Source organism: Microtetraspora malaysiensis, from assembly GCF_050947145.1.
GTDB classification, from domain to species: Bacteria; Actinomycetota; Actinomycetes; order Streptosporangiales; family Streptosporangiaceae; genus Microtetraspora_A; species Microtetraspora_A malaysiensis.
Map to the genome: position 1 here is coordinate 8,020,527 of NZ_CP191998.1, position 25,874 is coordinate 8,046,400.

Annotated in this window: 20 protein-coding genes; 2 read left to right on the plus strand and 18 right to left on the minus strand. The window is 72.3% G+C overall.

What is annotated here, in order from left to right; all coding sequences use genetic code 11:
* Window positions 1-10 precede the first annotated feature (10 nt).
* From ACQP1V_RS37530 to ACQP1V_RS37575, 10 genes are all read right to left on the minus strand, one after another.
* A complete protein-coding gene (locus tag ACQP1V_RS37530) occupies window positions 11-943 on the minus strand; it encodes a hypothetical protein (RefSeq protein ID WP_433415429.1) in 933 nt (310 codons plus the stop codon).
* A 245-nt stretch (window positions 944-1,188) separates the two neighbouring features.
* Window positions 1,189-2,064 (minus strand): hypothetical protein, encoded by an 876-nt coding sequence (locus ACQP1V_RS37535; protein WP_433415432.1) that lies wholly within the window; start codon window positions 2,062-2,064, stop codon window positions 1,189-1,191.
* A 38-nt stretch (window positions 2,065-2,102) separates the two neighbouring features.
* Window positions 2,103-3,413, minus strand: coding sequence for a hypothetical protein (locus ACQP1V_RS37540; protein WP_433415434.1), 1,311 nt, complete (start codon window positions 3,411-3,413; stop codon window positions 2,103-2,105).
* Entirely contained in the window at window positions 3,401-4,489 is a 1,089-nt protein-coding gene (locus ACQP1V_RS37545) for a ThiF family adenylyltransferase (protein WP_433415437.1), read from the minus strand. The genes ACQP1V_RS37540 and ACQP1V_RS37545 overlap by 13 nt, the downstream gene beginning before the upstream one ends.
* A 289-nt stretch (window positions 4,490-4,778) precedes the next feature.
* Complete coding sequence (locus tag ACQP1V_RS37550; RefSeq protein WP_433415440.1) at window positions 4,779-4,913, minus strand: hypothetical protein; 135 nt, start codon at window positions 4,911-4,913, stop codon at window positions 4,779-4,781.
* A gap of 124 nt (window positions 4,914-5,037) precedes the next feature.
* Window positions 5,038-6,270: an MFS transporter gene (locus ACQP1V_RS37555; RefSeq protein WP_433415443.1), complete on the minus strand. Its 1,233-nt coding sequence runs from the start codon at window positions 6,268-6,270 to the stop codon at window positions 5,038-5,040.
* A gap of 195 nt (window positions 6,271-6,465) precedes the next feature.
* Window positions 6,466-7,203 carry a lysoplasmalogenase gene (locus tag ACQP1V_RS37560; RefSeq protein ID WP_433415445.1) on the minus strand — a complete coding sequence of 246 codons (738 nt, stop codon included), beginning with the start codon at window positions 7,201-7,203 and terminating at the stop codon, window positions 6,466-6,468.
* A gap of 97 nt (window positions 7,204-7,300) precedes the next feature.
* Window positions 7,301-9,115 carry a vWA domain-containing protein gene (locus ACQP1V_RS37565; protein ID WP_433415447.1) on the minus strand — a complete coding sequence of 605 codons (1,815 nt, stop codon included), beginning with the start codon at window positions 9,113-9,115 and terminating at the stop codon, window positions 7,301-7,303.
* A gap of 1 nt (window position 9,116) precedes the next feature.
* Window positions 9,117-10,178 (minus strand): ATP-binding protein, encoded by a 1,062-nt coding sequence (locus tag ACQP1V_RS37570; protein ID WP_433415450.1) that lies wholly within the window; start codon window positions 10,176-10,178, stop codon window positions 9,117-9,119.
* 103 nt (window positions 10,179-10,281) lie between these two features.
* Window positions 10,282-11,286, minus strand: a complete 1,005-nt coding sequence (locus ACQP1V_RS37575; RefSeq protein ID WP_433415453.1) for a hypothetical protein — start codon at window positions 11,284-11,286, stop codon at window positions 10,282-10,284.
* 131 nt (window positions 11,287-11,417) lie between these two features.
* On the opposite strand from ACQP1V_RS37575, the gene ACQP1V_RS37580 reads away from it, so the two are divergent.
* Together ACQP1V_RS37580 and ACQP1V_RS37585 are read left to right on the plus strand one after the other, a co-directional pair.
* Window positions 11,418-12,554, plus strand: coding sequence for a sensor histidine kinase (locus ACQP1V_RS37580; RefSeq protein ID WP_433415456.1), 1,137 nt, complete (start codon window positions 11,418-11,420; stop codon window positions 12,552-12,554).
* Window positions 12,542-13,207, plus strand: coding sequence for a response regulator (locus ACQP1V_RS37585; protein ID WP_433415459.1), 666 nt, complete (start codon window positions 12,542-12,544; stop codon window positions 13,205-13,207). Before ACQP1V_RS37580 ends, ACQP1V_RS37585 begins: the two co-directional genes overlap by 13 nt.
* A 27-nt stretch (window positions 13,208-13,234) precedes the next feature.
* On the opposite strand, the gene treZ is transcribed toward ACQP1V_RS37585, so the two are convergent.
* The 8 genes from treZ to ACQP1V_RS37625 form a co-directional block, all read right to left on the minus strand.
* Complete coding sequence (gene treZ / locus ACQP1V_RS37590) at window positions 13,235-15,010, minus strand: malto-oligosyltrehalose trehalohydrolase (protein ID WP_433415462.1); 1,776 nt, start codon at window positions 15,008-15,010, stop codon at window positions 13,235-13,237.
* Window positions 15,011-15,013: 3 nt separating this feature from the next.
* Window positions 15,014-17,287, minus strand: coding sequence for a malto-oligosyltrehalose synthase (gene treY / locus ACQP1V_RS37595; RefSeq protein WP_433415465.1), 2,274 nt, complete (start codon window positions 17,285-17,287; stop codon window positions 15,014-15,016).
* 178 nt (window positions 17,288-17,465) lie between these two features.
* Window positions 17,466-19,616, minus strand: a complete 2,151-nt coding sequence (gene glgX, locus ACQP1V_RS37600; RefSeq protein ID WP_433415467.1) for a glycogen debranching protein GlgX — start codon at window positions 19,614-19,616, stop codon at window positions 17,466-17,468.
* 147 nt (window positions 19,617-19,763) lie between these two features.
* The gene (locus ACQP1V_RS37605) at window positions 19,764-21,011 is read right to left on the minus strand and encodes an alkyl sulfatase dimerization domain-containing protein (protein ID WP_433415470.1); all 1,248 of its coding nucleotides are present in this window, start codon (window positions 21,009-21,011) and stop codon (window positions 19,764-19,766) included.
* Entirely contained in the window at window positions 21,008-21,175 is a 168-nt protein-coding gene (locus ACQP1V_RS37610) for a hypothetical protein (protein WP_433415473.1), read from the minus strand. Before ACQP1V_RS37610 ends, ACQP1V_RS37605 begins: the two co-directional genes overlap by 4 nt.
* A gap of 97 nt (window positions 21,176-21,272) precedes the next feature.
* Window positions 21,273-21,590 (minus strand): cold shock domain-containing protein, encoded by a 318-nt coding sequence (locus ACQP1V_RS37615; protein WP_433415476.1) that lies wholly within the window; start codon window positions 21,588-21,590, stop codon window positions 21,273-21,275.
* Window positions 21,591-21,742: 152 nt separating this feature from the next.
* Complete coding sequence (locus ACQP1V_RS37620; protein WP_433415479.1) at window positions 21,743-24,973, minus strand: BTAD domain-containing putative transcriptional regulator; 3,231 nt, start codon at window positions 24,971-24,973, stop codon at window positions 21,743-21,745.
* 162 nt (window positions 24,974-25,135) lie between these two features.
* Window positions 25,136-25,828, minus strand: coding sequence for a DUF305 domain-containing protein (locus ACQP1V_RS37625; RefSeq protein ID WP_433415482.1), 693 nt, complete (start codon window positions 25,826-25,828; stop codon window positions 25,136-25,138).
* Window positions 25,829-25,874 lie beyond the last annotated feature (46 nt).

Here is a 25,874-nt window from a genome sequence, read left to right on the forward strand (position 1 = left end):
ACGCGAGGCGTCAGGCTTCGAGCAGGTTTTCGCGGCGGGTGGCGAGGGCGTCCCGCTGCCGCGACAGTTCCTCGCACTGAGCGGCGAGCTGGCCGAGCATGCCGTCGATCCAGCGCGCCACCTCCTGAACCTCCTGGCCGGTCCGCGTGATCTTCTGATGCCGGTACACGTCGACGATGACGTTGTCGAAGACCATGTCGGCGAACCAGCGCGTGTCCACCTTGGGAAGCCGGGGGTGCGCGACGACTCCGACGTCGGCCAGCTCGCGGGAGAACACGTCGAGCGCTCGCTGCGCCTGCCAGGCCGCCTGGTCGGCGTTCCGGAGATGGCCGTGCTCGACCATGTCGGCGATGGTGCCGCCGCCGAGCACGTCCCAGGTGGACGCGCCGCGCGCCCCGCCGAGGGAGCGCAGGACGTGCCCGACCCCGTTGGCCGCCGCCATCCCGGCGTGCCGCGCCTCCTCGTGCTCACGCAGATCCGCCTCGACGTGCGCGAGCTGCTCGGCGATCCCGGCCAGCTGCCGGCCGCGCGGGTCGTCGGAGTCGAGCAGCATCCGCTCCTTGCGGGCGAGCAGCCCGTTGAGCTCGCCGTCGGCGCTCGCCACCTCGGCGAGGCTCGCCTCGGCGGTACGCAGGTCGGCGCCCAGCCACTCCAGCCGGGTGCGCTGCCCGTGGACGCGCTGCCGGACGGCTTCCGCCTCGGCGCGCTCGCGGGCGAGCCGCTCCTCCTTGGTGCCGAAGAGCGAGGCGAAGAACCCGCCCTGCTCCAGCTTGACGACGTCCCGATCCTCCTTGGCGAGCTGCCGCTCCAGCTCGGCGAGCAACCGGGCGACCTCGTCGATCTGCCCGGCGAGAGTGGCGCGCTGCCGGGTCAGCCGCTCCCAGCGACGGGCCCGCTCCCTGGCGTCGCGGATCTCTTCGTCAAGAGCGTCAAAAGAGGTCATATCCCACAAGACGTACGAGCGACCGGCAGCGTTCCCCACCTCCTTCCGCCTCCGGTCGCCCCGCCTCACTCGGGGTCTCGCCGGGAACCCGTAGGCGACCTCGACACGTTCAACCCGCACGCCGCGAACGGCCGGCCCCTCGCGCACTCCCCGCGCCCCCGCTCACCCCCGCCCTCCTCACCCCTGCGCCCCGCTCGCCCTCGCGCAGACGATGCAGCCGGTGCAGCCGGTGCAGCCGGTGACGACTAGGCGGCGAGTAAGCCTGGAGTGCGGCAGAGCCAGTCATTGAGCGTTCCGGCGAAGCCGGACGGCGGGCCGATGCTGAGGCAGGAGCCGTCGGCGCGACTGCCGAGCCGTACCCGGAACGGTCGCCGGCCGAGATCGGGGGCGCCGGAGACGCGCGCGGACTCGGCGCCGCCTATCCACAGGTGCTCGCCGATCGAGCGGCACCTCGCCTTGGGGCTCGCGGCGCTCCACGCGAGATGCCCGGGGAGCAGACACCGCGCCACGCTGCGGAGCACGGAGACGGTGCAGAGACCGTGCACGCAGGCGGCCCCCTCCAGCATGATCTCGGGCAGGCCGAACCTCCGGAGCCCGCGTGTCGCGACGGTGAGGCAGGTGCAGGCGCCGCTGCCCGCCGGATCGCAGGGCGGGCAGGAACCGCCGGAGCCGACGTCCGTGCTCCAGCCGAGCCAGTCGTCCTCAAGGTGGAACTCGCCCGGCTCCGCCTGGCATCCCGTGTGCGGCACGACGCCACCGGTGCGGACGTCGACGATCACGCCGCGACAGGTGTCGGCGACGCCGCGGGCCACCGCCCTGGCGACCTGCGCCGCCTCGGGCTGCCCGGCGACGGGCGCGGTGGCGGTGACCACGATGTGATGACGGGCCGCGTGGAGCGCGGCACGCCCCTCGTCACCAAGACTCGTGCGCCGCCACGGTGACTGCGCGGCGGGGAACGTCCGCAGGTCCAGCCGGGGCGTGCCGATCGCCCGGGCGGCCGCCTTCCGATGCGGCCCGCCCGTCCGCCAGGGGACGGCCGCGCCCAGATCGGCCGGCCGCCGATCGGCGGCGACGACGAACACCGAGGTGGTCTCGGCCGGGACGGGATAGGTGATCTTCATGAGGTCCTCCTGTCGCTCCTGGAGACCCCAGCCTGCGGTCACGCGCGGTGGCCCGACTCAACCGAACGCCGCTCTGTGGAAAACTCCGGCTCATCCACAGCCGGGCGGGCGCCACCGGCCCGGATGGGAGCCGCCAGGACCACGACGACCGAGGCGAACCATCGCCTGACCCTGGACCCGTGCCTGCGCCACCACGTGCGCACCCAGAGCCCCTGGACCCCGGCCAGGACCGCGACCACGATCACGGCGTCGACGACCGCCGCCCCCTCGCCACCGTCCAGCAGGGTGCCGATCGCGGGCATCGCGATGGCCGAGAGGGCCGGCACCACGATCGTCGTCGCGACCGCCAGGCACACCACCGTGCCCAGCACGAGAAGCATCGTGTAGAGGCGCACCGCGAAGCGCTCCCGCCGGGAGAAGCGCGCCAGCGGGTTCGCGCCGCCCCGGCCCAGCAGGCGGGCGATCAGGTGCCGCCCGTACGCCACGCCGTCGCCGTACAGGTTGCGGCACCCGGCGAGGTCCTGGGCCACGAAGTAGAGGTCGGTACGCATGAAGATGAGGAGTTGGAAGCTCATCGCGTCGATCTGCGTCAGCACGACGATGGAGAGGCCGGTGTGGGCGCCCTCCTCCGGCGACACAACGCACAACAGGACAAATCCGGCGGCGGCGATGGCGGCGTCCAGGGCCATTCCGGCGAGGTAGACGGTCATCCGGACCCGCTTCTCCTCGCCCCAGACGCCGGAGACGTCCGTCTGCGCCACGAGGAACTGCAGGCGCGAGCCGAGGGTGATCCGCCCGGGCACCCCGGCGGCCCGCGCCGTGCACAGGTGGGCGAGCTCGTGCAGCATCACCAGGGACCAGGCGATGGCGATCTGGGAGACCAGCGAGACGGTGCCGAACTCGCTCCAGGCCATGATGCTCGGGCTCGGCATGATCTCCGGCCGTACGGCGAGGGCGGCCAGCCCGCAGAGGATGAGCGCCACCAGCCCGGCGTGCACCCCCGACCTCAGCGTCCACCGGACATGGCGCGGCTTCAGCCAGGGCAGCGAGGGGCTCTCCCGTTCGGTGTCGCCGGTGGGCCGTCCGTCGATCTCGGCGACGAAGCCGACGTCGATCAGAGCCGTGACGAAGTCGGCCACGTCGACGGTGGTCCCGGTCTCGGCCGCGACGCGTGCGGCCACGGCGTCGATGGGCCCGCCCTCGGCCAGCAACTCGATGACCCGTTGCCCGATGTCCGGAAAAGAGACGAAATCCCCGGTCTCGACCCGTCCGACGATCCAGTCGTCGCCGTCGCGGCGCGTTCGGAGCGGGTGCAGCCGCACGCGGGACGCTCCGGTCACCGCGTGCATACGGAGCACCCCGCTTCACCGCGCGGGAACTCGGCGTAGATCGGCTGCTGCGGGGCGATGAGGTTGGTGCCCTGGATGAAGCCGGCGGTGATCGGGGGCACGCCGGTGATGACGCGAAGGACGCTTTGGGCGACGAGGTTGCCGCACAACCCCGCCGATGTGGCGATGGCGCCCGGTCCCCCGAGATCGACAGGACGGTACGCGGCGTCCGTCCGCTTCCGGTCCTCGATCCGCTGCATGCACTCATAGCAGGCCCCTCGCCCCGGCACGAAGACGCCCGTGGTGACGAGAGGGCCGCTGTAGCCGCCGCCCACCCACGGGACCCCCGCCGCGAAGCAGGCCCGGCTGGCCCAGACGCGGATGCCGTCCTCGCCTCTGGGCTCGTCGGCGCACAGCGCCAGCACGTCAAACCCCGGCAGCAGGTCAGCCAGGTCTCCCTCGCCCCGGACACGCGCCGGCACGCCGGACACCTCGATGTCGGAGTTCAGCGTCGTCAACCTCTCGACGGCGACCTCCACCTTGGGGCGGCCGATGTCGTCCTCGGCGAAGATGAGCTGCCGGTTGAGGTTGGACAGCTCGACCCGGTCGTCGTCGATCAGATGCAGGGCTCCCACTCCGGAGGCGGCCAGGGCCAGCGCCACCGACGCCCCCGCGCCGCCGACGCCGACCAGCAGCACCCGCGACCGGCGCAACCTGAGCTGGGCGTCCCAGCCGCGCTCGCGCGGGGTGAGATCGGCCCACCGGAAGAACGCGTGGCCCCGGCTGTAACGTTCGCGCTCCCGGCGGCTCAGCTCGGGGGCCTCCGTCGCTCCCGCGTCCTCGACGTGGCCGGTGCCGACGAGCTGCGCGACGATCGCCACCGCGTCGTGCCGGGTCAGTTCCGGGAAGCCCGCACGCACCACCTCGGCGACGTCCGCGCAGGTGCGCGTGCCGTTCATCGCCTCGATGGCCGTCCACACCCAGCCGTGGGGGTCGTTGATTTCATGGGCCAGCCCGTAGATGTCGCCTCCGATGCGTATCCGGCCGTCGTCAAGGCGATAGGCCGCATGCTCGGGCTTTATTCTCGGCAACCGCAATCGGGCCTCCCGTAAAGATGTGAAACCGCTCTCATGCCACTTGGACACCGTCTCCATGCGCTTTCCACGACGCGGTCCGCGCGCTTTCCCATTTCCCCGCCCGCTCGTACGCCGGAGGACGCCGACGATGAAGCCGGAAAAAAGACACGGACACCCCAAGAAATGGTCGGATAAGAAAGGAAAAGGCGCGCCGAAAGTCAGATAAAGGCATACGGGATCCAGGAAACGCGGAGAGCCGCGATCGGGCGCCGGAAAGGCCTCCGCTCGTGGCTCCGCCTGCGATACGGGATCAGTTTCCCGTGGAGTTGCTCATCCGTACGGTGGTTTCGAGCCGGTCGAGCCGGCGGATCTCGATCTTGACCGCTTCCTCGGCTGAGGTGTTTTCCGCAGGCTTGTTCTCGTCGAGGTCCCTGAGTTCGCTCACGAGCTTCCTCTTTTCGCACACCTGATTGACATTGCCGACCAATTAGCGGCCGACGCGGATGTCAGAGTAGATCACCGGCCACGTAAGGGAAAGATCTGATTTACCGCCGATTTCGAGCTCTTCGTCAGGGCGCTTTGAGTGATGTCGGCGTCGCCTCCTCCGCCCCGTCCGGGGCGGCCGGAGCGACGTCGCTGTGGAAACGCGTCATTCCACGGAAAAAGAGAGCGGCGAGTGGCACGGCGAATCCGCCGACCGTGCCGATCACCAGCAGTGCCGACCGGCCGATCGCCGCGCTGACCGGACCGGTCAGCGCCAGCCCGAGGGGCATCATGACGGAGGAGGCCAGCCAGTCCACCGACGTGACCCGGGCGAGCCGCTCCGGAGGGATCTCGCGCTGCAGGTTCATGACCCACTGCACGGCGAAGATCTCCAGCCCGAGCCCGGCGACGATGTAGCAGCCGTACAGGAACTCCGGCGTCACCGGCCAGATGAGAGCGAGCGGCACGGCCCCGTACAGCGCGAGCCCGATGACGCCGGTCAACCCGGCCCGGCCGGGTTTCCATTTCATGCTGACGACACCACCCGCCAGGCCGCCGACCGAGAGCAGGGCGAGGGCGGTGCCGTACACGGCGTCGCCGCCGAACGTGTCACGGGAGACCAGGGGCAGCAGGACCTGCGTGGGCGCGACCGTGAGCATGAGCTGGAGCGCGACGGCGATGATGACGCCGGTCACCCAGGGTCGCCGCAGCACCTCGGAGAGGCCGTCCGCGATCTCCCGTACGGCCGAGGAACGCGGGGCGGCGGCGACCGGGGGTTCCCGCAGCGGCAGGAGCAGGAGGAGGCCGAGCACGTAGGCCGCCAGCACGGCGAAGAACCCGACCCGGGGAGACCAGACGGTCACCACGTACGCGCCGAGCCCCGGCCCGACGATGGCGCCGATCCGCCAGGAGACCGCGCCCATCGCGACGCCCGTCGGGCGCTGCTCGGGGGTGAGGACGGACGACAGGCACGCCTGGTACGCGGGCCGGTGGAACGCCTCCGCGGCCCCGACGAGGAAGACCAGGACGGCGAGGAGCGGCGCGGGAGCGTCGCCGCGCAGCCCGACGGCGACCGCGCAGCACTGGAAGCCGAGAGAGACGATCATGACCGTCCGGCGGGGCAGCCGGTCCGCCCACAACCCGCCGAGCAACGCGAAAAGGATCAGCGCGATCCACCGGCCGGTGAATATCGCGCCCACGGTCGATGCGGTCCCACCCGAGTTCAGGGCCGCGATGGTCACCGTGACCGGGAAGATCTGATCGGCCGCCACCGACATCGTGAAGCTGAGCCACAGCAGTCGAAACTCACGGTTTCGCACCAGGGATCCATCGGCGGGGCGGCGCGGACGAATGAGCCTTCGCATACGAGCGCGCATGCACGAAATCATCCCTGCCCGCTCGAATCAGGCAATAGATGTTATTTCCCGCCTACAGCTCAAACGGGGTACTTCTCGCCCTCGCGCGGACCGAGACCCCCGCCCCACACGATGTCCCTCGACAACCCGTTCGAGAACTCACCCGGAATTCACGGGTTCCCATCTTCCCCCGCGTACGACGGCGGAAGCGAGGAGATACTGGCCGGCGATGTACGTGGCCATGATGACGAATCCCCGGTACGGGAAATCGAGGTCGGCGATCCCGAACGCGATGAGCGTGTCCGACAGGAAGAACAACCCGCCGCCGACCCCGGCCCGCGGCCCGTACCACGACGAGGTGACCGCGGTGGCGGTGAGCACCAGGGAGTACGCGGCGACCGGGATCTGGAGCGCACCGAGTCCGGGCCAGAGGAACGCGACCAAGGCCGCCCACACCACCGCGTAGGCCGCCACCGGCATCCACCACCGGACCGGTCGGCGCCCAGACGTTCCGCCGAGGCCCACCGAATCGGATGCGGCGGAGGTCCGGAACCCGGGCCGCTTCCGCACGAAGAAGGTGATGTAGCAGAGGTGCGCGACGGCGAAGAACCCCATGCCGGGAACGAACATCCCGTCGATCTCCAGCGCGATGTCCCCCGCGGTGGAGGCCAGGAGAGCCGCCACGATGATCCCGGGGCCGCGCCTGGCGAGCACCCAGAGCGCGAGGAGCGGCATCAACAGGGCCTTGGTCACCGGGTCGACCAGGCCGAGCCCGGCGAGCCCCGCGACCAGGTGAACCACCGAGCACGCCCAGAAGAGGACCAGCAACGGCCCGGCGACCCGTGCCGGAGCACCGGGGACAGGACCCGACAGAACGACGTTCGGTTTCTCACCCATGGACGGGATCCTAGTGAGCGGGCCTCCCGTCAGTAAGACCCCTGGCGAGACGCCCACCGGTTCGGGTGCGGCGCGGTTCCGTGCCCGCCCCCGGGTGTCAGGTCATCCGGAAGACCGGCCCTCTCGGGCGGAACGGCAGGAACGCCGCGGCGGGGATCAGGAAGGCGTGTTCCCTGCGGATCCGCACCACGTCGCACGCGCCGTCGGTGATCACCAGGATCGGCCCGTCCGCCGGGAAGTCGTCCGCCCGCTCCAGCAGATCGATCCCGGGCTGGAGGACCGTGCCGCCCCGGCCCCGTACGCGGACCTTCGCGGCGATGTCCTCGACGGCGAGATATCCCGCGTCGTACGCCGCGGCGTCGCAGAACACCACGCGGGCACGCGGCACGTCCCTGGCGATCGCGTAGGAGGCGATGGCGCCCAGCGCCTTGCCGAGCAGCTTCGCGTCCATCGAGCCGGACGTGTCCAGCACGACGCCGAAGGTGGCCCGCCGCACGACTTCCTCGGGACGGGTCCAGCCGGGGCGCGGGATGTCCGGCGTGGCCGACTGCCGCCGCGAGGCGCGGCCATAGGAGCGGCGCCGCTCGACAGCGGGCAGGTGCTCCTCGAACCAGCGCGCGAGCGCGGCGTCCCACGGCAGCGGGGGCTGGTCGAGCGCGCGGATCTCCTCCTCGAGGCCGGCGGGGACGTCGCCGCGGCCGGTGCCGCGGTGGTAGACGAGACCGCTCGCGAGCGCGTTCCGGTAGTAGTCGTCGAGGTCGACGTACCGTCCCGGAGCCCCGGGACGCGGCAGCGGCTCGCCCAGCACGTCGCCGACCCCGCGCCCGCGCAGGGTGGCCAGCTTGCGCATCCGGCGCAGGTCTCCGACGATCCGGTCGTAGACGACCTCGCCGGACAGCCCCTTGAGTGACGGGTCGTAGAGGAGCCCCTCCGGCATCGTCCCGACACCCATCTCCACCAGCCAGCCGTTGATGACGTAGTCGCAGGCGACGTTCCACAGGTACGGATCACGCCACCCGGCCCGGTCGCCGTGCCGCAGCGCCGCGTGCAGCATCTCGTGCGCCAGCACGAACCGCCACTCGTGCGTCGTCATCGTCACCAGCGGATTGATGTAGATCTCGGCGGCCTGGGCGTTGACGGCGGCGATCGAGATGTCCCAGGAGCGGGTCAGGTCCGCGTCCGCGACGATCGTCATGCCGGTCGCGAGCGCGCCCAGCAGCGGGTACGACGACACGAACCAACCCAGGGCGACGTCCCACGGCTTCTTGACGCCGTCGGCGAGCGAGCTCCTGGCGCCGCCCGCGACCTCGATCGCCAGGGTGGCGGCGGCCGACACCCCGATCGCGAACGAGCGTGGGAAGTCGAGCCGAATGGCGAGTTGCTCCGAACCGGCGAAGAAGTCCGGGAACCCCGTGGTGCGGTAGTCGGCGGGCACCCCGGTGACGCGCCACCGCGCGGCGAGCGTCCGCTCGTCCTCCTCCGGGAGCGGACGCGGCAGCGGCTCCGGCGGCCGGCCGATTTTCAGGGTGTGGAGGAACCGGTCGACGGCCAGGCAGCACGCGGCGCGGTAGGCGGCCGAGGGCGCGCGTCTCGGCCCGTTCCATCGCACGACCTCGTCCGGCCCCAGGTCCTCGGCGGCGGCCGAGCGGGGGTCGAGGTGGCCGAACCCGGCGTGCAGCAGGCAGTGGGCGAACACCCAGGCCCACTCGGCCGGGTCCGCCCGCCTCTTCGGGTGGTGGTGCACATTGCCGCCCGCCGTGATGTACGCCCACGCGTCCTTGGGCAGCTCGCCGTCCCGGGCCTCGTACAGGTAGCCGCGCAGCGTCCCGAACAGCGGGTGCGCCGCCATCAGGTCCCACCCTTTGTGCACGGCGTCGCGCCAGGGGTCCGCCTTCTTCGCGCGCCGGGCCACGTCAGCTCCGCGCGGCGGCGAGCCGGGGCAGGTCCCGGCTGACCTCGACGAGGAACCACGAGGGCAGCACCGGAGCGCCGTCGTCTCCCGTGGCGATGACGAGCTGGGCGCATTCGAGTGAGATCTCGGCGAGCTCGACGAGCAGCGTCTTGGCCCGGTAGGCGAGCTGCCTCCCGTCCGGCGGAGCGTGCTCCTTCGATCTCGGCAGCCCCCGGATGAGGCGCGCGCGGAACGTCTCGGCCAGGAAGTAGAGCAGGTCGCGGTTCTCCGGGTCGCGCGGCCAGCCCGCGTCGCCCTTGAGCACGGCGTCCAGGTCGTAGGCGTGCCGCACCGTCTTCACGTACGCCCGGAACGCCGAAGCGTGCGCGGCGGTGAGGGTGCCGTGGGCGAGCACGCCCAGCATGTCGTCGTCGATGCCCTGGCCGTAGGAGTGGAGGGCGTCGGAGAGCATGTGCCAGCCGCGCGGCGTGGAGAACGGCTCCTCCACCTTCGGCGGGGCGCTCCACAGGTGGTCCGGGCGCTGCGTGAGATAGCCGACGATCCACGGGTGGATGCCGTGGTCGGCCGCCCATTTCAGCCAGTCGTCGACCGACGCCCGCAGGTGGACGTGCACCATGCGATTGACCAGGGCGGACGCCATCGGCCTGGCGAGGGCGTTGTCGGCCGCCCGGTTGCCCGCGCCGATGACGACCGACCCCTCGGGCAGCTCGTACGTGCCGATGCGGCGGTCCAGGATCAGCGAGTAGAACGCCTTCTGCACCTCGGGCGCCGAGGCGTTGAGCTCGTCGAGGAACAGGCAGTACGGCTCGTCCCTGGCGATGGTCTCGGGGGGCGCGAAGCGGCTGCGGCCGTCCACGATCTGGGGCACGCCGATGAGGTCCTCCGGCGCGAGCTGGGTGCCGAGCAGCGTGACACAGTCCAGCCCGAGTGACGCGGCGAACGCCTGGACCAGCGAGCTCTTCCCGATGCCGGGCGCTCCCCAGAGGAACACTGGTCGCGCGACCGCGACGTGCAGCAGCACGTCGGGAAGCTGTGCCGGGGTCACGGTCACGGTGGCCTGCATGGCGACCAGATTCCCGTACGGCCCGCCGGAAAGCACCCGATTTATCCAGACACCTCTGGACCGCGCCGCTGACCCGACGCGATCGGAGCCGCGTCGGACGCCGCTACGGCCTGCCGGGGGCGGCGGCGCGGGGCCGGCGGATCCGGCGGGCCAGCAGGGCGAGCAGACACACCATGACCGCGCCGACGACCGCGAGGCCGATCCGGTCGGCCACCGTGTCGGCGTTGGAGATCAGGCCGAACGCGGTGTGGGCGACCAGGGCACCGGCGGCCAGGCCGAGGCTGTGCCGGTCCGTCCACAGGCCGCCGGCCGTCCAGCGGCGCAGGAGCCACCCCGCGACCACGGCCAGCGCGGCCGCGGCCGTCATGGGAACGACCACCCATCCGCCGTGGGTGAAGGCGGGCTGGGTCGCGCCGCCGAAGGGGAACAGCAACGCCAGGTATCCGAAGGCGGCCACCGCGCCGAACACCCCGGCCGCCACCGGTTGGGGCGGCCCGGCCGGGGACATTCCCGGACGAGGCTTCAGCCGTAGGCCCGCCACCGTCAGCAGGACCACGGCGGCCGCACAGCCCGCCGGCATCGCCGGCGGCGCCTGGTATCCGGGGTCGATGGAGGTCACCACGGTCACCCGCAGCAACAACGCGCCGAGGACGAAGACCGCGCCGGCCAGCCAGGTGCCGACCCTGCCCAGGTAGGGCCGGTCACGCAGGGACGGGACGATCAGATCGGTCAGCAGGATCGGGATCGCGGCGCTGAAGACCGCGTGGTAGGGGAGCTGCAGCTCGGTGTAGGCGCTGTTCACGCCCAGGATCCGGGGCGCCCACCCGGCGGCGCCGTAGATCGTGGGGCTGCTCAGCGCCTGCAGCGCCAAGCCCTCCTCGACGATGCCGTAGGCGGCGCCGAGCAGCAGCACCCCGGCCCAGCCCGTCCCGGCGCGACGTACCAGCTCGCGCACCAGGACGATGCCGGCGCCGTAGATCGGGATCCACAGCAGCAGGAGCCAGGCCATGCGCGGTGGCGGGTTGCCGAGGGTGAACTCGGCGACGAGCGGTGTGATCACCGCGAGCAGCAGCGCGGCCCAGCGGCCGCGGGTCCGGTTCGTCGTCATGCGGCCAGGGTGGTCCGCGCCCGGGGCTCGCGGCTGCCGCCCCGGGTCCCGTCCGTGGCAACCCAGGTGACATCTCGGCATCGACTTTGGTCACTCCCGTCGGCGGGCCGCCCTGATTACGCTGGGCGTCCGTGGTGGCAGACGTACGGCCGGGCCCCGCCAGAAGCCGATGGGACCGGGCGACCCGGATGGGCACCTTCGCCTGCGCGGCGGCCGCGGCGGCGGTCGTCGTGGCAGGTGACCTCGGCACGGCGCCCACCTGGTACCTGGTCGCGGACGTGGCCGGCGGCGCGGCGGCGTCCCTGGCGCTGTTGCGGTCGCGCCGGTGGCCGGTCGCGACGGCGCTGGCAGCCGTGGCGCTGTCGGTGCCCGCGGCCTCGGCGTCGGTGGCGGCGGGCATCGCGACGCTGATGGCCGCCCTGTACCGGCGCCCGGTGGTTGCGCTCGGGGTGGGCGCGGCCTACGTCGCGGCGACGCTGGCCCGGTTCCGGCTGCGGCCGCCGGGGCTGGCGCCGTATCCGGTGTGGGCGCTGGTCGCGGTGCTGTTCGGGGTGGCGTTGACCGGCTGGGGGATGCTCCTGCGGGCCCGCCGCCGGCTGGTCCTGTCGCTCGTGGAGGAGGCCCGCAGGGCCGAGGAGGAGCAGCGGCGGCGCGCGGAGCGGGCCCGCCACACGGAACGCCTGGCCATCGCGCGCGAGATGCACGACGTGCTGGCGCACCGGCTGTCGCTGCTGGCGCTGCATGCGGGAGCGCTGGAATTCAACGCGCGGGCCGACCCGGCGGAGGTGGTCGAGGCGGCCACGGTCGTGCGCTCCAACGCGCACCAGGCGCTGCAGGAGCTGCGCCAGGTCATCTCGGTGCTGCGGGAAGCACCCGTCCTGGCCGAACCGGACCTGCCCGCCCTGGTCGACGAGGTACGGCGGGCCGGCATGACGGTCGAGATGGACGACGGCGGCGTACGCGTGCCCGACCTGCCGGGCGCGACGGCGCGGGCCGCCTACCGGATCGTCCAGGAAGCCCTCACCAACGCCCGCAAGCACGCGCCGACCCGGCCGGTGACCCTCCGCCTCGACGGCGGGCCGGACCGGGGACTCACCATCGAGGTGCGCAACCCCGTCGTGGACGCTCCCCGGGGCGAGGGCCAGGGCGAGGGCGCCGGCCTGGCCGGGATGCGGGAGCGGGCCGAGCTGGCGGGCGGACGGGTCGAGCGGGCGGGGGCGGAGGACGGCGAGTTCCGGCTGACGGTCTGGCTACCATGGCCGGCGTGAGCGCCATACGCGTGCTGATCGTGGACGACGACCCGCTCGTCAGAGCCGGGCTGACGCTGATGCTCAAGGGCGCCGACGAACTGGTCGTGGTGGGCGGCGTGGCCGACGGCGCCGACGTCGCGGCCGCGGTCGACGCCCACGCGCCCGACGTGGTGCTCATGGACATCCGGATGCCGGGCCTGAACGGGATCGACGCCACCCGGCTGCTGCGGAGGCGGCCCGACCCGCCGCACGTCGTCATGCTGACCACGTTCGACGCCGACGAGCACGTCTTCGGCGCGCTGCGTGCCGGGGCCGGCGGGTTCCTGCTCAAGGACACCCCGCCGGAGGGCATCGTGGACGCGGTCCGCCGGGTCGCGGCCGGCGAGCCGATCCTGTCGCCCGACGTGACCCGGCGTCTGATCGCCCACCTGGCGCCGGAGACGGAGAGCCGCCGCCGCGACGACGCCCACAGGCTGTTGTCCAGGCTCAGCGGCCGCGAGCGCGAGGTCGCCGCGGCGGTCGGGCGGGGCATGTCCAACGGAGACATCGCGGCCGAGCTTCACATGAGCGTCGGCACGGTCAAGAGCTACGTCTCCCGCATCCTCGCCAAGACCGGCCTGGAGAACCGCGTCCAGCTCGCCCTCATCGCGCACGACGACCGCCCGTCCTAGCGTCCGGCGTCCCGGGGACGGCCGGGATCAGATCTGCGCGACCGCGAAGGACTGGGCGGGGAGGTAGAGATCGCCGCCCATGACCCCGACGGCGTCGTCGGAGGCGAGCAGCACGTGCCTGGCCCCCGGCGAGAGCCGTACCGGGATGGGGAAGGAGCCGAAGTTGGCCACGACGCGCAGCGAGCCGCGCTCCATGACGAGGAAGTGGCGCTCCTCGTCGAAGCGGACCCTGACCCGGTCCAGGCGCGGGTCGGCGAGGTCGGGGTGCGTCTTGCGCAGCGCGATGAGGTCGCGGTACCAGCCGAGCAGGGACATCCCCCCGTCCTCGGAGATCTCGCTCCAGTCGAGTTTGGAGCGCAGGAAGGTGGTCTCGTCCTGCGGGTCGGGGGCCTTCCAGTCGTAGCCGAACCCCTCGAACTCGCGCCTGCGCCGCTCGGCCTCGCCCGCGGCGAGCTCCGGGTCGTGGTGGTCGGTGAAGAAGTAGAACGGCGTCGTGGCCCCCCACTCCTCGCCCATGAACAGCATCGGCGTGAACGGCGCGGTCAGCAGCAGCCCGGCGGCGACCCAGAGCTGCTCGGGCTCCACCCGGTCGCCGAGCGGCCGGTTGCCGATCTGGTCGTGGTTCTGCACGCAGCAGACGAACCGGTAGCCGGGAACCCCGTTCGCCGACCTGCCGTGGGTCCGCCCACGGAACGACGAATAGGTTCCGTCATGGAAATATCCGGATGTGAGCACCTTGGCCAGGGCGGACAGGTCGGCGAAGTCCGCGTAGTAGGAGTGCCGCTCCCCCGTCACCGCCGCGTGGATGGCGTGGTGGACGTCGTCGTTCCACGCCGCGTGCATCCCGAGTCCGCCCGCCTCGCGCGAGGTGACCAGGCGCGGGTCGTTCAGGTCCGACTCGGCGATCAGCGTGAGCGGGCGTCCGAGGTTCGTGGACAACGCCTCCACCTCGGCCGACAGCTCCTCCAGGAAGTGCGTCGCTCGCCGGTCGTGCAGCGCGTGCACCGCGTCCAGCCGCAGGCCGTCGACGTGGTAGTCGCGCAGCCACTGCAGCGCGTTCTCGATGAAGTACCGCCGGACCTCGTCGGACCCCGGGCCGTCGAGGTTGATCGCGTCGCCCCAGTACGACCCCTTGAACCCGTGCAGGTACGGCCCGAACGCCGACAGGTAGTTCCCCGACGGGCCCAGGTGGTTGTAGACCACGTCGAGGATCACGCCGATCCCGGCCCGGTGGCACGCGTCGACCAGGTCCTTCAGGCCGTCCGGCCCGCCGTACACCTCGTTGACCGCGTAGAGGTCGACGCCGTCGTACCCCCAGTTGCGCCGGCCGGGGACCGGGGCCACCGGCATGAGCTCGACGAAGTCGGCGCCGAGGTCCACCAGGTGCCGCAGCCGCTCCGCGACGGCGGCGAAGGTGCCCTCCGGGGTGAACGTGCCGACGTGCAGCTCGTAGATGACCGACCCGCGCAGGTCGCGACCGTGCCAGTCCTGGTCGCTCCAGGTGTACCGGTCGTGGTCGTAGACCCGGCTCGGCCCCTCCACGCCGTACGGCTGCCGCCGCGTCCTCGGGTCGGGGAAGGGGCCCTCCCCGTCCACGTGGAAGGCGTAGTCGGCGCCGTGCTCCGCGCCGGTGCCGCGCCACCAGCCGCCCGGACCCGCCGTCATGACCCGCCGGACGCCTCCCGACTCGACCTCCACGCGTTCCGCCTCGGGCGCCCAGACCTCGAACATGCCTCTCCCGTCCTTGTGCTCCGCCGTGTCGTACATGGGGTGGTGCATGGGGTCGTACGTGGGGTCGTTCACAGGTCACCGCCCGAGGATCGCGACCGGATACCGGGACAGCAGGTGCCCCATCGGGACGCGCCCGGTGTGCTCGTGTCCCGTCAGCAGATCGCGCCACCGGCCCCGGGGAAACGTGAGGGTCTCGCCTCCCCAGCCGCCGCGCCGTTCGAGTCCCACGGGCAGGCGGGTGGCCACCACCACCGCCTCGTCGCCGCGCGCGAAGGCGACCGCGTGCTCGCCCGCCTCCAGCGGCGCGTACGGCGCGGCCGGGTCGAGCCGGCTCCTGAGCCGCAGCGCGGTGGCGGTGACCAGCATCTTCTGGCCCTCCCAGGTGGTGGGGCGGGCCCCGGGGGCGAGCACCTCGGCCAGCAGCGCCCGGCGGCGGCGGAAGTCCACCGGCCGCCGGTTGTCCGGATCGACCAGGGAGAAGTCGGTGATCTCGTTGCCCTGGTAGACGTCCGGTACGCCCGGCATCATCAGCTGGACGGCCTTCTGGCCGAGCGAGTTGACCCGGGCGTACCGGTCCACGACCGCCGTGAAGGCAGCCACCGACCCGCCGCAGACGTCGATCGCCCGCTGGGCGAACTCCCTGACGCCGTTCTCGTAGCCGGGTTCGCGGTTCTGCCAGGAGATCGCCGTCTTGGCCTCCCGTGCCGCTTTGAGCAGATATTTCGTGAAACGTTCGACGCTGATCGGCCAGGACGCCATCAACGTCTGCCAGCCCAGGTAGTCGAGCCGGGGGTCGAACGCCACCTCCGCCGCCCAGGAGTCGACGGCGAGGGCCCACTCATCCGGCATCTCGGACAGCACCGCCAACCGGGCCCGCACGTCCTCCGAGCGTTTCGTGTCATGGGTGGACAGGGTGGTCATCGTGCGCGGCGGCAGCCCGGCGCAGAACGCGTGGAACTCCGCCGCGGACACGCCGAACCGGTCCGGCTCGCCGCCGACCTCGTTCAGCGCGGCCAGCGGGAACCACCGGTAGAGCGCGGTGTCCTCGACCCCCTTGGCCATCACCGGACCGCAGGTCTGCTGGAACCGCGTCACCGCCGCGGGCGGGCCGTACAGGACCAGGTCGGCGACACGCGCGACCGCCGCGGGGTCGGCGTGCGCGGCCGCCTCCCGCGCCGCGCCCCTGACGACGCGGATCGACTCGACCGGCGGCGGCTCGCCGGGATCGACGTACGCCCGGTAGACCGGCATCGCGGCGAGCAGCTCGACCACCGCCTCGCGCAGCGCGTCCGCGTCACCGCCGGTCTCGGGCCGGGCGCCGAGCAGGGCCGCCATGAGCCGGTCGACCTCGCCGCGGAAGAACAGCTCGATGACGTGCTTCTTCGCCGTGTGCCGCACCGTCTCGTAGTCCTCGGTCACGCCGGTGTGGCGGGCGAACGTCTTGACGAGCTGCTCCGCGGAGGCCGGGTCCACGAACAGCCGGGTGACCATGTTGAGCACGTCGTAGCCGGTCGTGCCGTCGCACGGCCAGTGCTCCGGCAGCCGCTCGCCGTCGATCAGGATCTTCTCGACCCACAGCGGCCCGGGCACGCGGGGCCGCAGCCGCCGGAGATAGCCGCGCGGGTCGGCCAGCCCGTCCGGGTGGTCCACCCGGAGGCCGTGGAGCACGCCCCCGTCGAGCAGGGAGAGGATCACCGCGTGGGTGGCGTCGTAGACCTCCGGGTCCTCCACGCGGAGGCCGATCAGCGAGGAGACGTCGAAGAACCGCCGGTAACCGGGGCTGTCGCGCCAGCCGGTCAGCCGGTAGTGCTGGGCCCTGAGCAACTCGGGCAGCGGGAGGCCCTCGGTGCCCGGCCTGATCGGGAACTCGTGCTCGTGATAGCGCAGCACGTTGCCGTCCACGGAGAACCCATCGCACCCCGCCCCGCCCTCGTTACCGGTCCCACCCCCGTACAGGTCGCCCACGTCGTCGCCGAGCACGGGGAGCGCCACCGGCCAATCCAGGTCGAACCACCGGGCGTACGGCGAGGCCGGCCCGTCCCGGAGCGCCGCCCACAACGCCGCGTTCCCCGACTCCGGGACCGGCACGGTCATGTGGTTCGGCACCACGTCGGCGACCAGCGGCAGGCCCCGCGCGGCCAGGGCGCGCAGGGCCGGGAGGCCGCCGAACTCGGCCCGTACGGCGGCGTGGTCGGTGACGTCGTATCCGTGCGCGGACCCGGGCACGGCCTGCAGGACCGGCGAGAGATAGAGGGCGCCGACGCCGAGCTCCCGGAGATAGCCGGTCAGCTCGGCCGCCTCCGCGAATCCGAGGTCGGGGGTCAGTTGCAGTCGGTACGTCGAGGTCACGGCACCACCCTTCGTCGGGTCTTCCGGCCCGGTCGTGTTCCGCGGATCCCGCCGGGCGCGCCCGGCCACGCCGGCGCGGCCCTCCCGCCGTGTCTCCGGCCTCGTGCCGGGCGGTCCGGGGGCCGGGACGGCACGTGGACCGGCCGCTCGCCTGATCCGTAACTCCCTGGCTTCGTCCTCATACTGACGGCGCGACCACGTCACCGCCAGGCCATCCCGCGCGGCGCAGAACCCGCACCGAACGCCCGGACACCGGCACCTCCTCACCGGCCCGGCAGACACGCGAGTCGGCGACGACCGGCCGCGCCGTGTCGAGCGCGGTGGTCCACATCTCGCCGAAGCCGGTCGGGACGGTGAACCGGATGACGTCATGGTGGGCGTTGAACAGCAGCAGGAACGAGTCGTCGGTGATCTTCCGCCCACGCCGGTCCGGCTCGGTGATGGCGTCGCCGTTGAGGAACACGGCGAGCGCCCGGGCATAGCCGTTGTGCCAGTCCTGGTCCGTCATCTCCGTGCCGGACGGCGTCAGCCAGGCGATGTCGCTCAGCTCGTCGTGCGAGCCGCGCTCCGGCCTGCCGTAGAAGAACCGGCGACGGCGGAAGACGGGGTGGTCGCGACGCAACCGCGAGAGCCGCCGGGTGAAGTCCAGGAGCAGCCGGTTCTCCCGGGTGTCCGACCAGTCCACCCAGCTCGTCTCGTTGTCCTGGCAGTAGGCGTTGTTGTTGCCGCCCTGCGTGCGGCCCGTCTCGTCGCCGTGCGAGAGCATCGGCACGCCCTGGGAGAGGAACAGCGTGGCGAGGAGATTGCGCTTCTGCCGCTCCCTCAGTCGCTGGACCGGCCCGCCGGCCGGCCCCTCGACCCCGCAGTTCCACGACCGGTTGTCGTCCGCGCCGTCCCTGCCGTCCTCGCCATTGGCGTCGTTGTGCTTGACGTTGTACGAGACCAGGTCCTGGAGCGTGAACCCGTCGTGGCAGGTGACGAAGTTGATCGAGGCGGCCGGGCGGCGGCTGTCGTCCTGGTAGAGGTCGCTCGACCCGGTCAGCCGCGAGGCGAACTCCGGCAGCGCCGCCGGCTCGCCGCGCCACAGGTCGCGGATCGTGTCGCGGTAGCGGCCGTTCCACTCGGTCCAGCGGGCCGGGAAGTTGCCCACCTGGTAGCCGCCCGGCCCGACGTCCCACGGCTCGGCGATGAGCTTGACCTGCGAGAGGACGGGGTCCTGCTGGACGAGGTCGAAGAAGACGCTTAGCCGGTCCACCGCGTGCAGCTCCCTCGCGAGGGAGGAGGCGAGGTCGAAGCGGAAGCCGTCCACGTGCATGTCGCTGACCCAGTACCGCAGCGAGTCCATGATGAGCTGCAGCGCGTGCGGGCTGCGCATCAGCAGGCTGTTCCCGGTGCCCGTGGTGTCCATGTAGTACGCCGGGTGGTCCTCCACCAGGCGGTAGTAGTTGGCGTTGTCGATCCCGCGCATCGACAGCGTCGGCCCGAGATGGTTGCCCTCGGCGGTGTGGTTGTAGACCACGTCGAGGATCACCTCGATGTCCGCCTCGTGCAGGGCCTTCACCATCGCCTTGAACTCCAGCACCTGCTCGCCGCGCTGGCCCGAGCTGGAGTACTCGTTGTGCGGGGCGAAGAACCCGATGGTGTTGTATCCCCAGTAGTTGGTCAGGCCGCGTTTCTCCAGCACATGGTCGGTGACGAACTGGTGGACCGGCATCAGCTCGATCGCGGTCACCCCGAGCCCGGTCAGATGGTCGATGATCTCCGGGTGCCCGAGCGCGGCGTAGGTGCCCCTGATCCGCTCCGGGATCCTCGGGTGGCGGATCGTCAGCCCGCGCACGTGTGCCTCGTAGATCACCGTGTCGTGGTACGGCGTGGCCGGCGGCCGGTCGTGTCCCCAGCCGAAGAACGGGTTCGTCACGACCGCGCGCGGCATGTACGGCGCCGAGTCGCTGCCGTCGCGGCTGTCCGGCTCTCCGAAGCGGTAGCCGTACACCGCCTGGTCCCAGCGGACCGCGCCCTCGACCGCCTTCGCGTACGGGTCGAGCAGCAGCTTGGCGGGGTTGCACCGCTGCCCCCGCGCCGGGTTGTACGGGCCGTGGACGCGGTAGCCGTACCGCTGGCCGGGGCCGACGCCGGGCAGGTAACAGTGCCAGACGAACCCCTCGACCTCGGTGAGCGGCACCCGCTCCTCGGCGTCGTCCTCGTCGAACATGCAGAGCTCGACCTTGTCCGCGACCTCGGCGAAGAGCGCGAAGTTGGTGCCTGCCCCGTCGTAGGCGGCCCCTAACGGATAGGGGGCACCCGGCCAAATCTCTCTGCCCTCGTTCACTCACGCCATCGTTCCCACCCTCGGGGGACTTCGACAGTTCGGCGATGTTAAAGACATGTGTCCTGGTTTTCCCAGGGAGTGGCGCGAAGCCGGTGGGTCCAGCTGCCGGGCCGTCGTTCCGGGCCGTCGTTCCGGGCCGCTTCCCGGTCAGGCGCCTCCGGCGGCCTTCCGTGACTCCTCGGCCGCCCAGGCGAACACGCCCCTCGCCATCAGGGACGCCTCCGACGCCGCGCGGGCGGCGTACACCCGGGCGCGCACGAGGTGCGCCCCTGGGTCGTCCGGCGCGGCCTGTACGGCCATCTCCGCGAAGTGCCCCGCCAGCCGCTGGTCGCCGTCGGCCAGCGCCTTGAGCGCGGCGTCGCACAGCCGCTCCATGCCGCCCGCCAGCTCGGCCACGGCCGCGGCGAGCACGGCGTCGGGCGCGGGCTTCAGGTGGGCGGGGTTGCCGTCGTACCAGCCGCCGTACAGCCGCCAGATGTTGCGCACCACGAACTCCGGCTCGTCGTAGTGCGGCCGCAGGTAGGGCCGGTCCGCCAGCCGCGCCGGAGGCCGTACGGCCCGGACGATGTCGTCCAGTCTGGCCCCCTCGTTGAGCATCTCCAGGGAGCGTTCGACGATGGCCTCAAGCCACTCCGCGGTCTCGGTCAGCGCCTGCTCGACCCGGTCGGCGCCGAAGATCGGGGCGCCGTGGCTCGGCAGCATGGTCTCCGCGCCGAGCGCGGCCATCCGGCGCAGCGCGACGGCCCACTCGCGCGGGTAGCGCTGCGCCTTCTGCGGGTTGCCGCAGTTGGGGCTCACCCAGATGAACAGGTCGCCAGGGAGCAGGATGCGCCGCGACGGCACCCACCCGACGCTCGCGTCGTCTGTCTCGCCCTTGGCGTGGAAGAGTTCCACGGGCCCGGCCGCCAGCTCGTCGCGGTACGTCACGTCGGGGTAGCGGTACTCGGTCGGCCAGGTCAGGTCCGGCGTCTGGAACTGCCGCTGGTTGATCACCGCGTTGTAGCCGCTCGTGAGGATGTACCGGTCAAAACGGGCGGGGATCGCCTCATGCCCCACCACCGTGGGCCTGGGCCGCCCCGCCGCGTCGGCCTCCGCGTCGAACGGGCCCACGCCCGACACGTGGTCGATGTGCCCGTGCGAATAAATCACGGTCGTCACCGGCTCGTCGGTCCACGCCCGCAGTTCGGCGTGCAGCCGGTCCGCGTCGAAGGGGTTGCCGGTGTCGAAGAGCGTGACCTTCCCGCCCTCGCGTACCGCGATCGTGTTGCCGAACCCGCTGCGGAAGCCAACACCGTCGGCGACCTCGACGAAGCCCTGCCCGGCGAGTCCCGTGTGCACGATGCTGTCCGGGAGCTCGCCCCGCCAGACGCTGTCGGCGTACTCGGTGATGTTCATCGGGAAGCCAGCCTTTCCTTGTCCAGCTCCGGGCGGACGGCCAGCGCGGCCGGCGCGCCTCCCCCCAGCATGAGCAGTCCCGCGACGGTCAACACCGTGCCGTATCCCTCGGCCGGATCCGCCGCTCGCTGTACCAATGCCCCCGTGACCACCGGTGCCAGCACGCCCGCCATGGTGGCGACCGCGGTGACCAAGGGGAAGACGACCTAGCCGAAGGACGCCGCGACGGTGAGCAGCACGAGGTGGGCGGCGGGTGGTGCGTTACGGTTCGCCGGGGTGGTCGAACTCGATACGCAGCCGGCTGACGTAGGCGCCGTCATCGGTCTGGGTCCCTCCCACACGCGACTCTCCGGCGCGCGAATGATCCGGGCCGGCCCCTGGACGACGCACCTCGATGGCGCGAAACCGGCAACCGTCCTGGGGAAACGCCTCCCAGGTGAAGTAGACGGTTTCGCCTGACGTGAGGGATCGGTACCCGGCGTCTCGCTGGGAGATCATCGAGAAATGGACGAACACGTCGCCGGGCACGTCGCCGGACCTGACGATGCCGAGCCCTTCCTCGTCATTCCACGAAGCCACGACACCCTCCGCCCAGAAATGCGGCCGGGAATCGGTCATGTGAACCTCGCTTCCACGAGCCCGCTCTCAGCGGGCGTCACCCCTTCCATCATGGACGGCGCGCGACAGACCGCAGGCACGCACACCTTGGCGCGCGCTTGCTCGCCCGCGCGTCAGCACACCTGGGCGAGCAGCTCGCGCACCCGGGGCTCGTACAGCACGGCTCCCGACCTGGCGACCAGGTCGCGGGCCGCCGTAAGGTGCCGGACCGCGGCTTCCTGATCGCCGAACGCCAGCGCCAGCCGTCCGAGGCAAAGGTCGGCCACCGACCAGCCGAGTAGCCGCCCGGCGTTCGGCGCGAGCCGCGCGTAGAGCGCCCGTGACGCGGCGGCGTCCCCCAGCTCCGCGCACACCTCGCTCAGCGACTCGGGGATGTACCGGTAGGCGAGATCGCCCTCGACGGCGGCGAAATCCCCGCGCGCCAGCTCCGCGAGGACGTCCGCCGCCTCGGCGCGCCCGCCGGCGTCGAGCAGGGCGACGCACTTCAGGACCAGCCAGCCCGGCTGGCCCGGCCGGCCCGCGAGCATCCGGTCGGCCAAGGTGAGCGCCGCCGTCGCCTCCCCGCGCGCCCGTAGCAGCAGGAAACGGAAGACCTGCTCGCGTACGGCCACGTCGTCCCTGCCGAGCGCGCCCTCTGGATGCACCCGGGCCGCCTCCTCGGCCTCGGCGAGCGCTCCCTCCAGATCGCCCCGCAGGTATACGCGGATCGCGGCGAGCCACGCCGCCAGGCTGAGCAGGGCAGGCTGGCGGACCCGCCGCGCCGTCTCGCGCAGCCACTCCAGGAGCGGCCCCGCCCGCTCGTCGTCGCCCTGTTTGACCAGCTCGACGTAGTCGGCCTCGCGGGCCAGCCACTCAGACACCGGGTCGCCGGTGCGCCGGGCCACCTCCGCCATCTCGTCGATGACCGCCTGGCGCTCGGCGTGCGTCGCGACACCCCGCGAGAGGATCTCGTACGCGCTGAGGCCGCGCAGCAGCGCGCGATCGTCCCCCGTCCGCCGTGCCTCGCGCACCGCCTCCTGGGCGAGGGCCGTGCTCTCTGGCACCGGACGGGAGAAGTAGCCGGTGACGGCCGCGGCCGCGAGGAGCTGCGAGCGCCAGGGCGACCCTTCGCCGGCGTGGGCGCGCAGGACGCGTTCGATGCGCCCGATGAGCGCGTCTCCGGCGGCCCACTCCTCATACATCGCCCAGGCCAGCGGGTCGGAGAAGCCGAGGACGGCACGGGCGAGTCGCTCGTCGTCGCCGAGCGACTCGGCGATCTCGGCGGCCTCCTCCAGGGAGGCGCGCACCAGGGTGGTCAGGCCGGCCGCGGCCCGCGCGTCCGCCAGGTCGAGGAGCAGGTCGCACTTCAGCGCCAGGTCGGTCACCGGGAGCCGCCCGGTCAGCAGCACCGCGTGGCGCAGGTGGTCGGCGGCGTCCTCGTACGCGAACTGGGAGGTGGCGTGCGCCGCCGCCTGCCGGGCGTACTCGATGGCCTTGGCCGCCATCCCCGTGATCACCAGGCCCTCGCGGTAGTGGTGGGCGAGCTCCGCCAGGTGGGTGCCGCGCCGTTCGAGCACCGCGGCCACGCGGGCGTGCAGGCGGCGACGCCGCAACGGCGCGAGCCCGTCCCTGAGCACGTCCCGGACGATGTCGTGGGCGAAGCGGTAGACCAGCCCGCGCTCGGTCAGCAGCCGCGCCTGGACGGCGGCGTCCAGCACGTCGAGCACCTGGTCGCGCGGTGTGTCCACGACGTCGAGGAGGACGCCGAGCTCGGCCTCACGCCCCAGGAGGGCGGCGGCGGAGAGCACCTCGGCCGCGCCCGGCGGCATCGTGGCCATCCGGCCGCGCAGCACGTCGGCGACGGCGCCCGGGGCGTCCGCGCCGAGGTGGACCACCTCGCCGAGGAAGAACGGGTTCCCTCCGGTCTGCCTGGCCACCTCGGCAGCCCGCGTGGCGTCGGCCCCCGCCCGTTCGAGGTATTCGGCGATCGCCTTCTCCGGCAGGCCCCCGAGGGTGACCCGTTCGACGTGCGGGAGCCGTACGAGGGTCGACAGCGCCCTGGCGAGCGGCTCGCCGACCTCGGTGTCGCGATAGGTGGCCACCACCGTCAGCTCCGGACACGACCGGGTGGCGGCCAGGAACTCCAGCAGTCGCAGCGACGAGGCGTCCGCCCACTGGAGGTCGTCGATGACGACCAGCACGGGACCGTGGCCGCCGACCAGCCGGGCGAACGCCTCGTAGAGGGCGAACTCTCCGGTCGCGTCGGTGATCTCGGCCAGCTCGCCGCCCCGGCCGGTCAGCTCGCGGACCGCCTGCGCCCACGGCCAGTACGGCGGGGCGCCGGTGCCGTCCCAGCAGCGGCCGAAGACGGCCCTGGGGGCGTGGCGGGCCGCGTCCTCGGCCAGGCTGGTCTTGCCGATGCCCGGCTCCCCGGCGACGAGGACGACCCGGTGCCCGGGGGAGGCGATGGCGCGGCGCAGCACCTCGGTTTCGACCGTTCGTCCGATCAGCCGGGTCGGCGCGGCCCTCCCCGCCCACGGGGCCTGGCCGATCGACTCGTCCGCCGCCACCGTCACCACGACACGGTCCGGCATGAGGGCGGGGTCCTGGGAGAGGAGCCGCCGCTCCAGCTCCCGGGAACGGGGGTCGGGGTCGAGGCCGAGCTCGTCCACGAGCATCCGGCGGCCTTCGGCGAGCACGGCGAGCGCCTCCGCCTGCCGTCCCGCCTGGTAGAGCGCGTGCGCGGTGATCCGGCGCAGCCGCTCACGCAGCGGATGGGCGAGCAGCAGCCGGGCCAGTCCCGGCGCGAGTTCCGGCCCCATGCCCAGGGAAAGCTCGGCCTCGGACGCGTCCTCGACGACGGTGAGCCGCAGCTCGGCCAGGTGGGTGACGTCGTCTCGCGCCCAGGGCTCGTCCTCGAATCCGGAGAGGGGGTCGCCGCGCCATTCGGCCAGCGCCCGCCGCAGTTCCCGCGCGCCGGCGGCCTGCTCACCGCCACCGAGCAGCCGCCGCCCCTCGGCGATCCGGTCCCTGGCCCGGCCCAGGTCGTAACCGTCCTCGGGCATGGCGAGCGCGTACCCGCCGGGCGTGCTGACCAGCACGGACGGGCTGTCTCTCCGGGTGCGCCCCGGCTCTAAGACGCGGCGCAGCTTGGAGATGTACGCCTGGACGGTGTTGACCGCCCGTGGCGGCGGCTCCCCCGACCAGAGCGCGTCGACGATCCGGGCGGCGCTGACCGGCCGGGGCACGGCCAGCATGCAGAGCGCGAGCACGGCCCGCTGCTGCGCCGGCCCGGTGTCGAGCACGGTCCCGTCGTCGCTGATCACGGACACGGGGCCGAGCAGGCGGAACTCCACGTCGGTCACTCTCCTGGTCGCACTGCGCCGACTTTATGCAGATATCGGACGCTTAAATAGGCCAGGTGGTTGAGGCCGATACGCATCACACGCGCCGGTGACGGCCGGTCGCGCGAAGCACGACGGACCGCCGGAGGCGCGGCCGCGCTCAAAGCGAGGCGGGCCGGCCCGTCACTTCAGCTTGGCGAGGTAGCCCTTCATCTCCTTGATCTCGGCCTTCTGCGTGCCGACGATCGTCTTGGCCATCGCCTTGGCGTCCGCGAAGGCACCGGAGGCGATCTCCTCCTCGGCCATCTTGATCGCACCCTGGTGATGCTTGATCATCAGCGTGATGAAGAGGCGGTCGAACGGGGAGCCGTCGGCCTGGGCGAGCTTGGCGATATCGGCCTTGGCCAGCATGCCCGGCATCGCGTGGTCACGCGGGAGGGGCTCCTCGCCCCAGCCGTCCAGCCATCCCTTCATGGTCCGGATCTCCGGGTCCTGCGCCTCGGTGATCTTCGCGGCGAGGTCCCTGATCCACTGGTCGCCGGCCTGGGTCCGGGCGAGCCCGGCCATGTCGATGGCCTGCAGATGGTGCGGGATCATCGTCTTCGCGAAGGAGATGTCCGCGTCATTGTGCCCCGCCGCGTCACCCGGGTCCCCGGCATCGGACGGAGACTCGGAGGGAGAGTCGGACGGTTCCCCGGCCGCGGACGGCGTGTCCGAGGCGACGGCCGACGGCGACGCGGCCACGGCGTCGGACGCCGCCGAAGCCGACGGGGACGGAGCCGCGGCGTCCGTTCCGGAGCCGGAGCACCCGGCGAGCATGGTCAGCGCGACCGCGCCCGCGGCGACCGGCAGGACGATCCGGCTAAAGCTGGTCACTCGGAAGGAACCTTTCTCAGCGGGGCCAGAATGGTACAGACCGAAA

Coding starts and splice junctions, on each gene's coding strand:
- ACQP1V_RS37530 (WP_433415429.1), bottom strand. CDS start 943: ATGACCTCTTTTGACGCTCTTGACGAAGAGATCCGCGACGCCAGGGAG.
- ACQP1V_RS37535 (WP_433415432.1), bottom strand. CDS start 2,064: ATGAAGATCACCTATCCCGTCCCGGCCGAGACCACCTCGGTGTTCGTC.
- ACQP1V_RS37540 (WP_433415434.1), bottom strand. CDS start 3,413: ATGCACGCGGTGACCGGAGCGTCCCGCGTGCGGCTGCACCCGCTCCGA.
- ACQP1V_RS37560 (WP_433415445.1), bottom strand. CDS start 7,203: ATGGGTGAGAAACCGAACGTCGTTCTGTCGGGTCCTGTCCCCGGTGCT.
- ACQP1V_RS37570 (WP_433415450.1), bottom strand. CDS start 10,178: ATGCAGGCCACCGTGACCGTGACCCCGGCACAGCTTCCCGACGTGCTG.
- ACQP1V_RS37575 (WP_433415453.1), bottom strand. CDS start 11,286: ATGACGACGAACCGGACCCGCGGCCGCTGGGCCGCGCTGCTGCTCGCG.
- ACQP1V_RS37585 (WP_433415459.1), top strand. CDS start 12,542: ATGGCCGGCGTGAGCGCCATACGCGTGCTGATCGTGGACGACGACCCG.
- ACQP1V_RS37605 (WP_433415470.1), bottom strand. CDS start 21,011: ATGAACATCACCGAGTACGCCGACAGCGTCTGGCGGGGCGAGCTCCCG.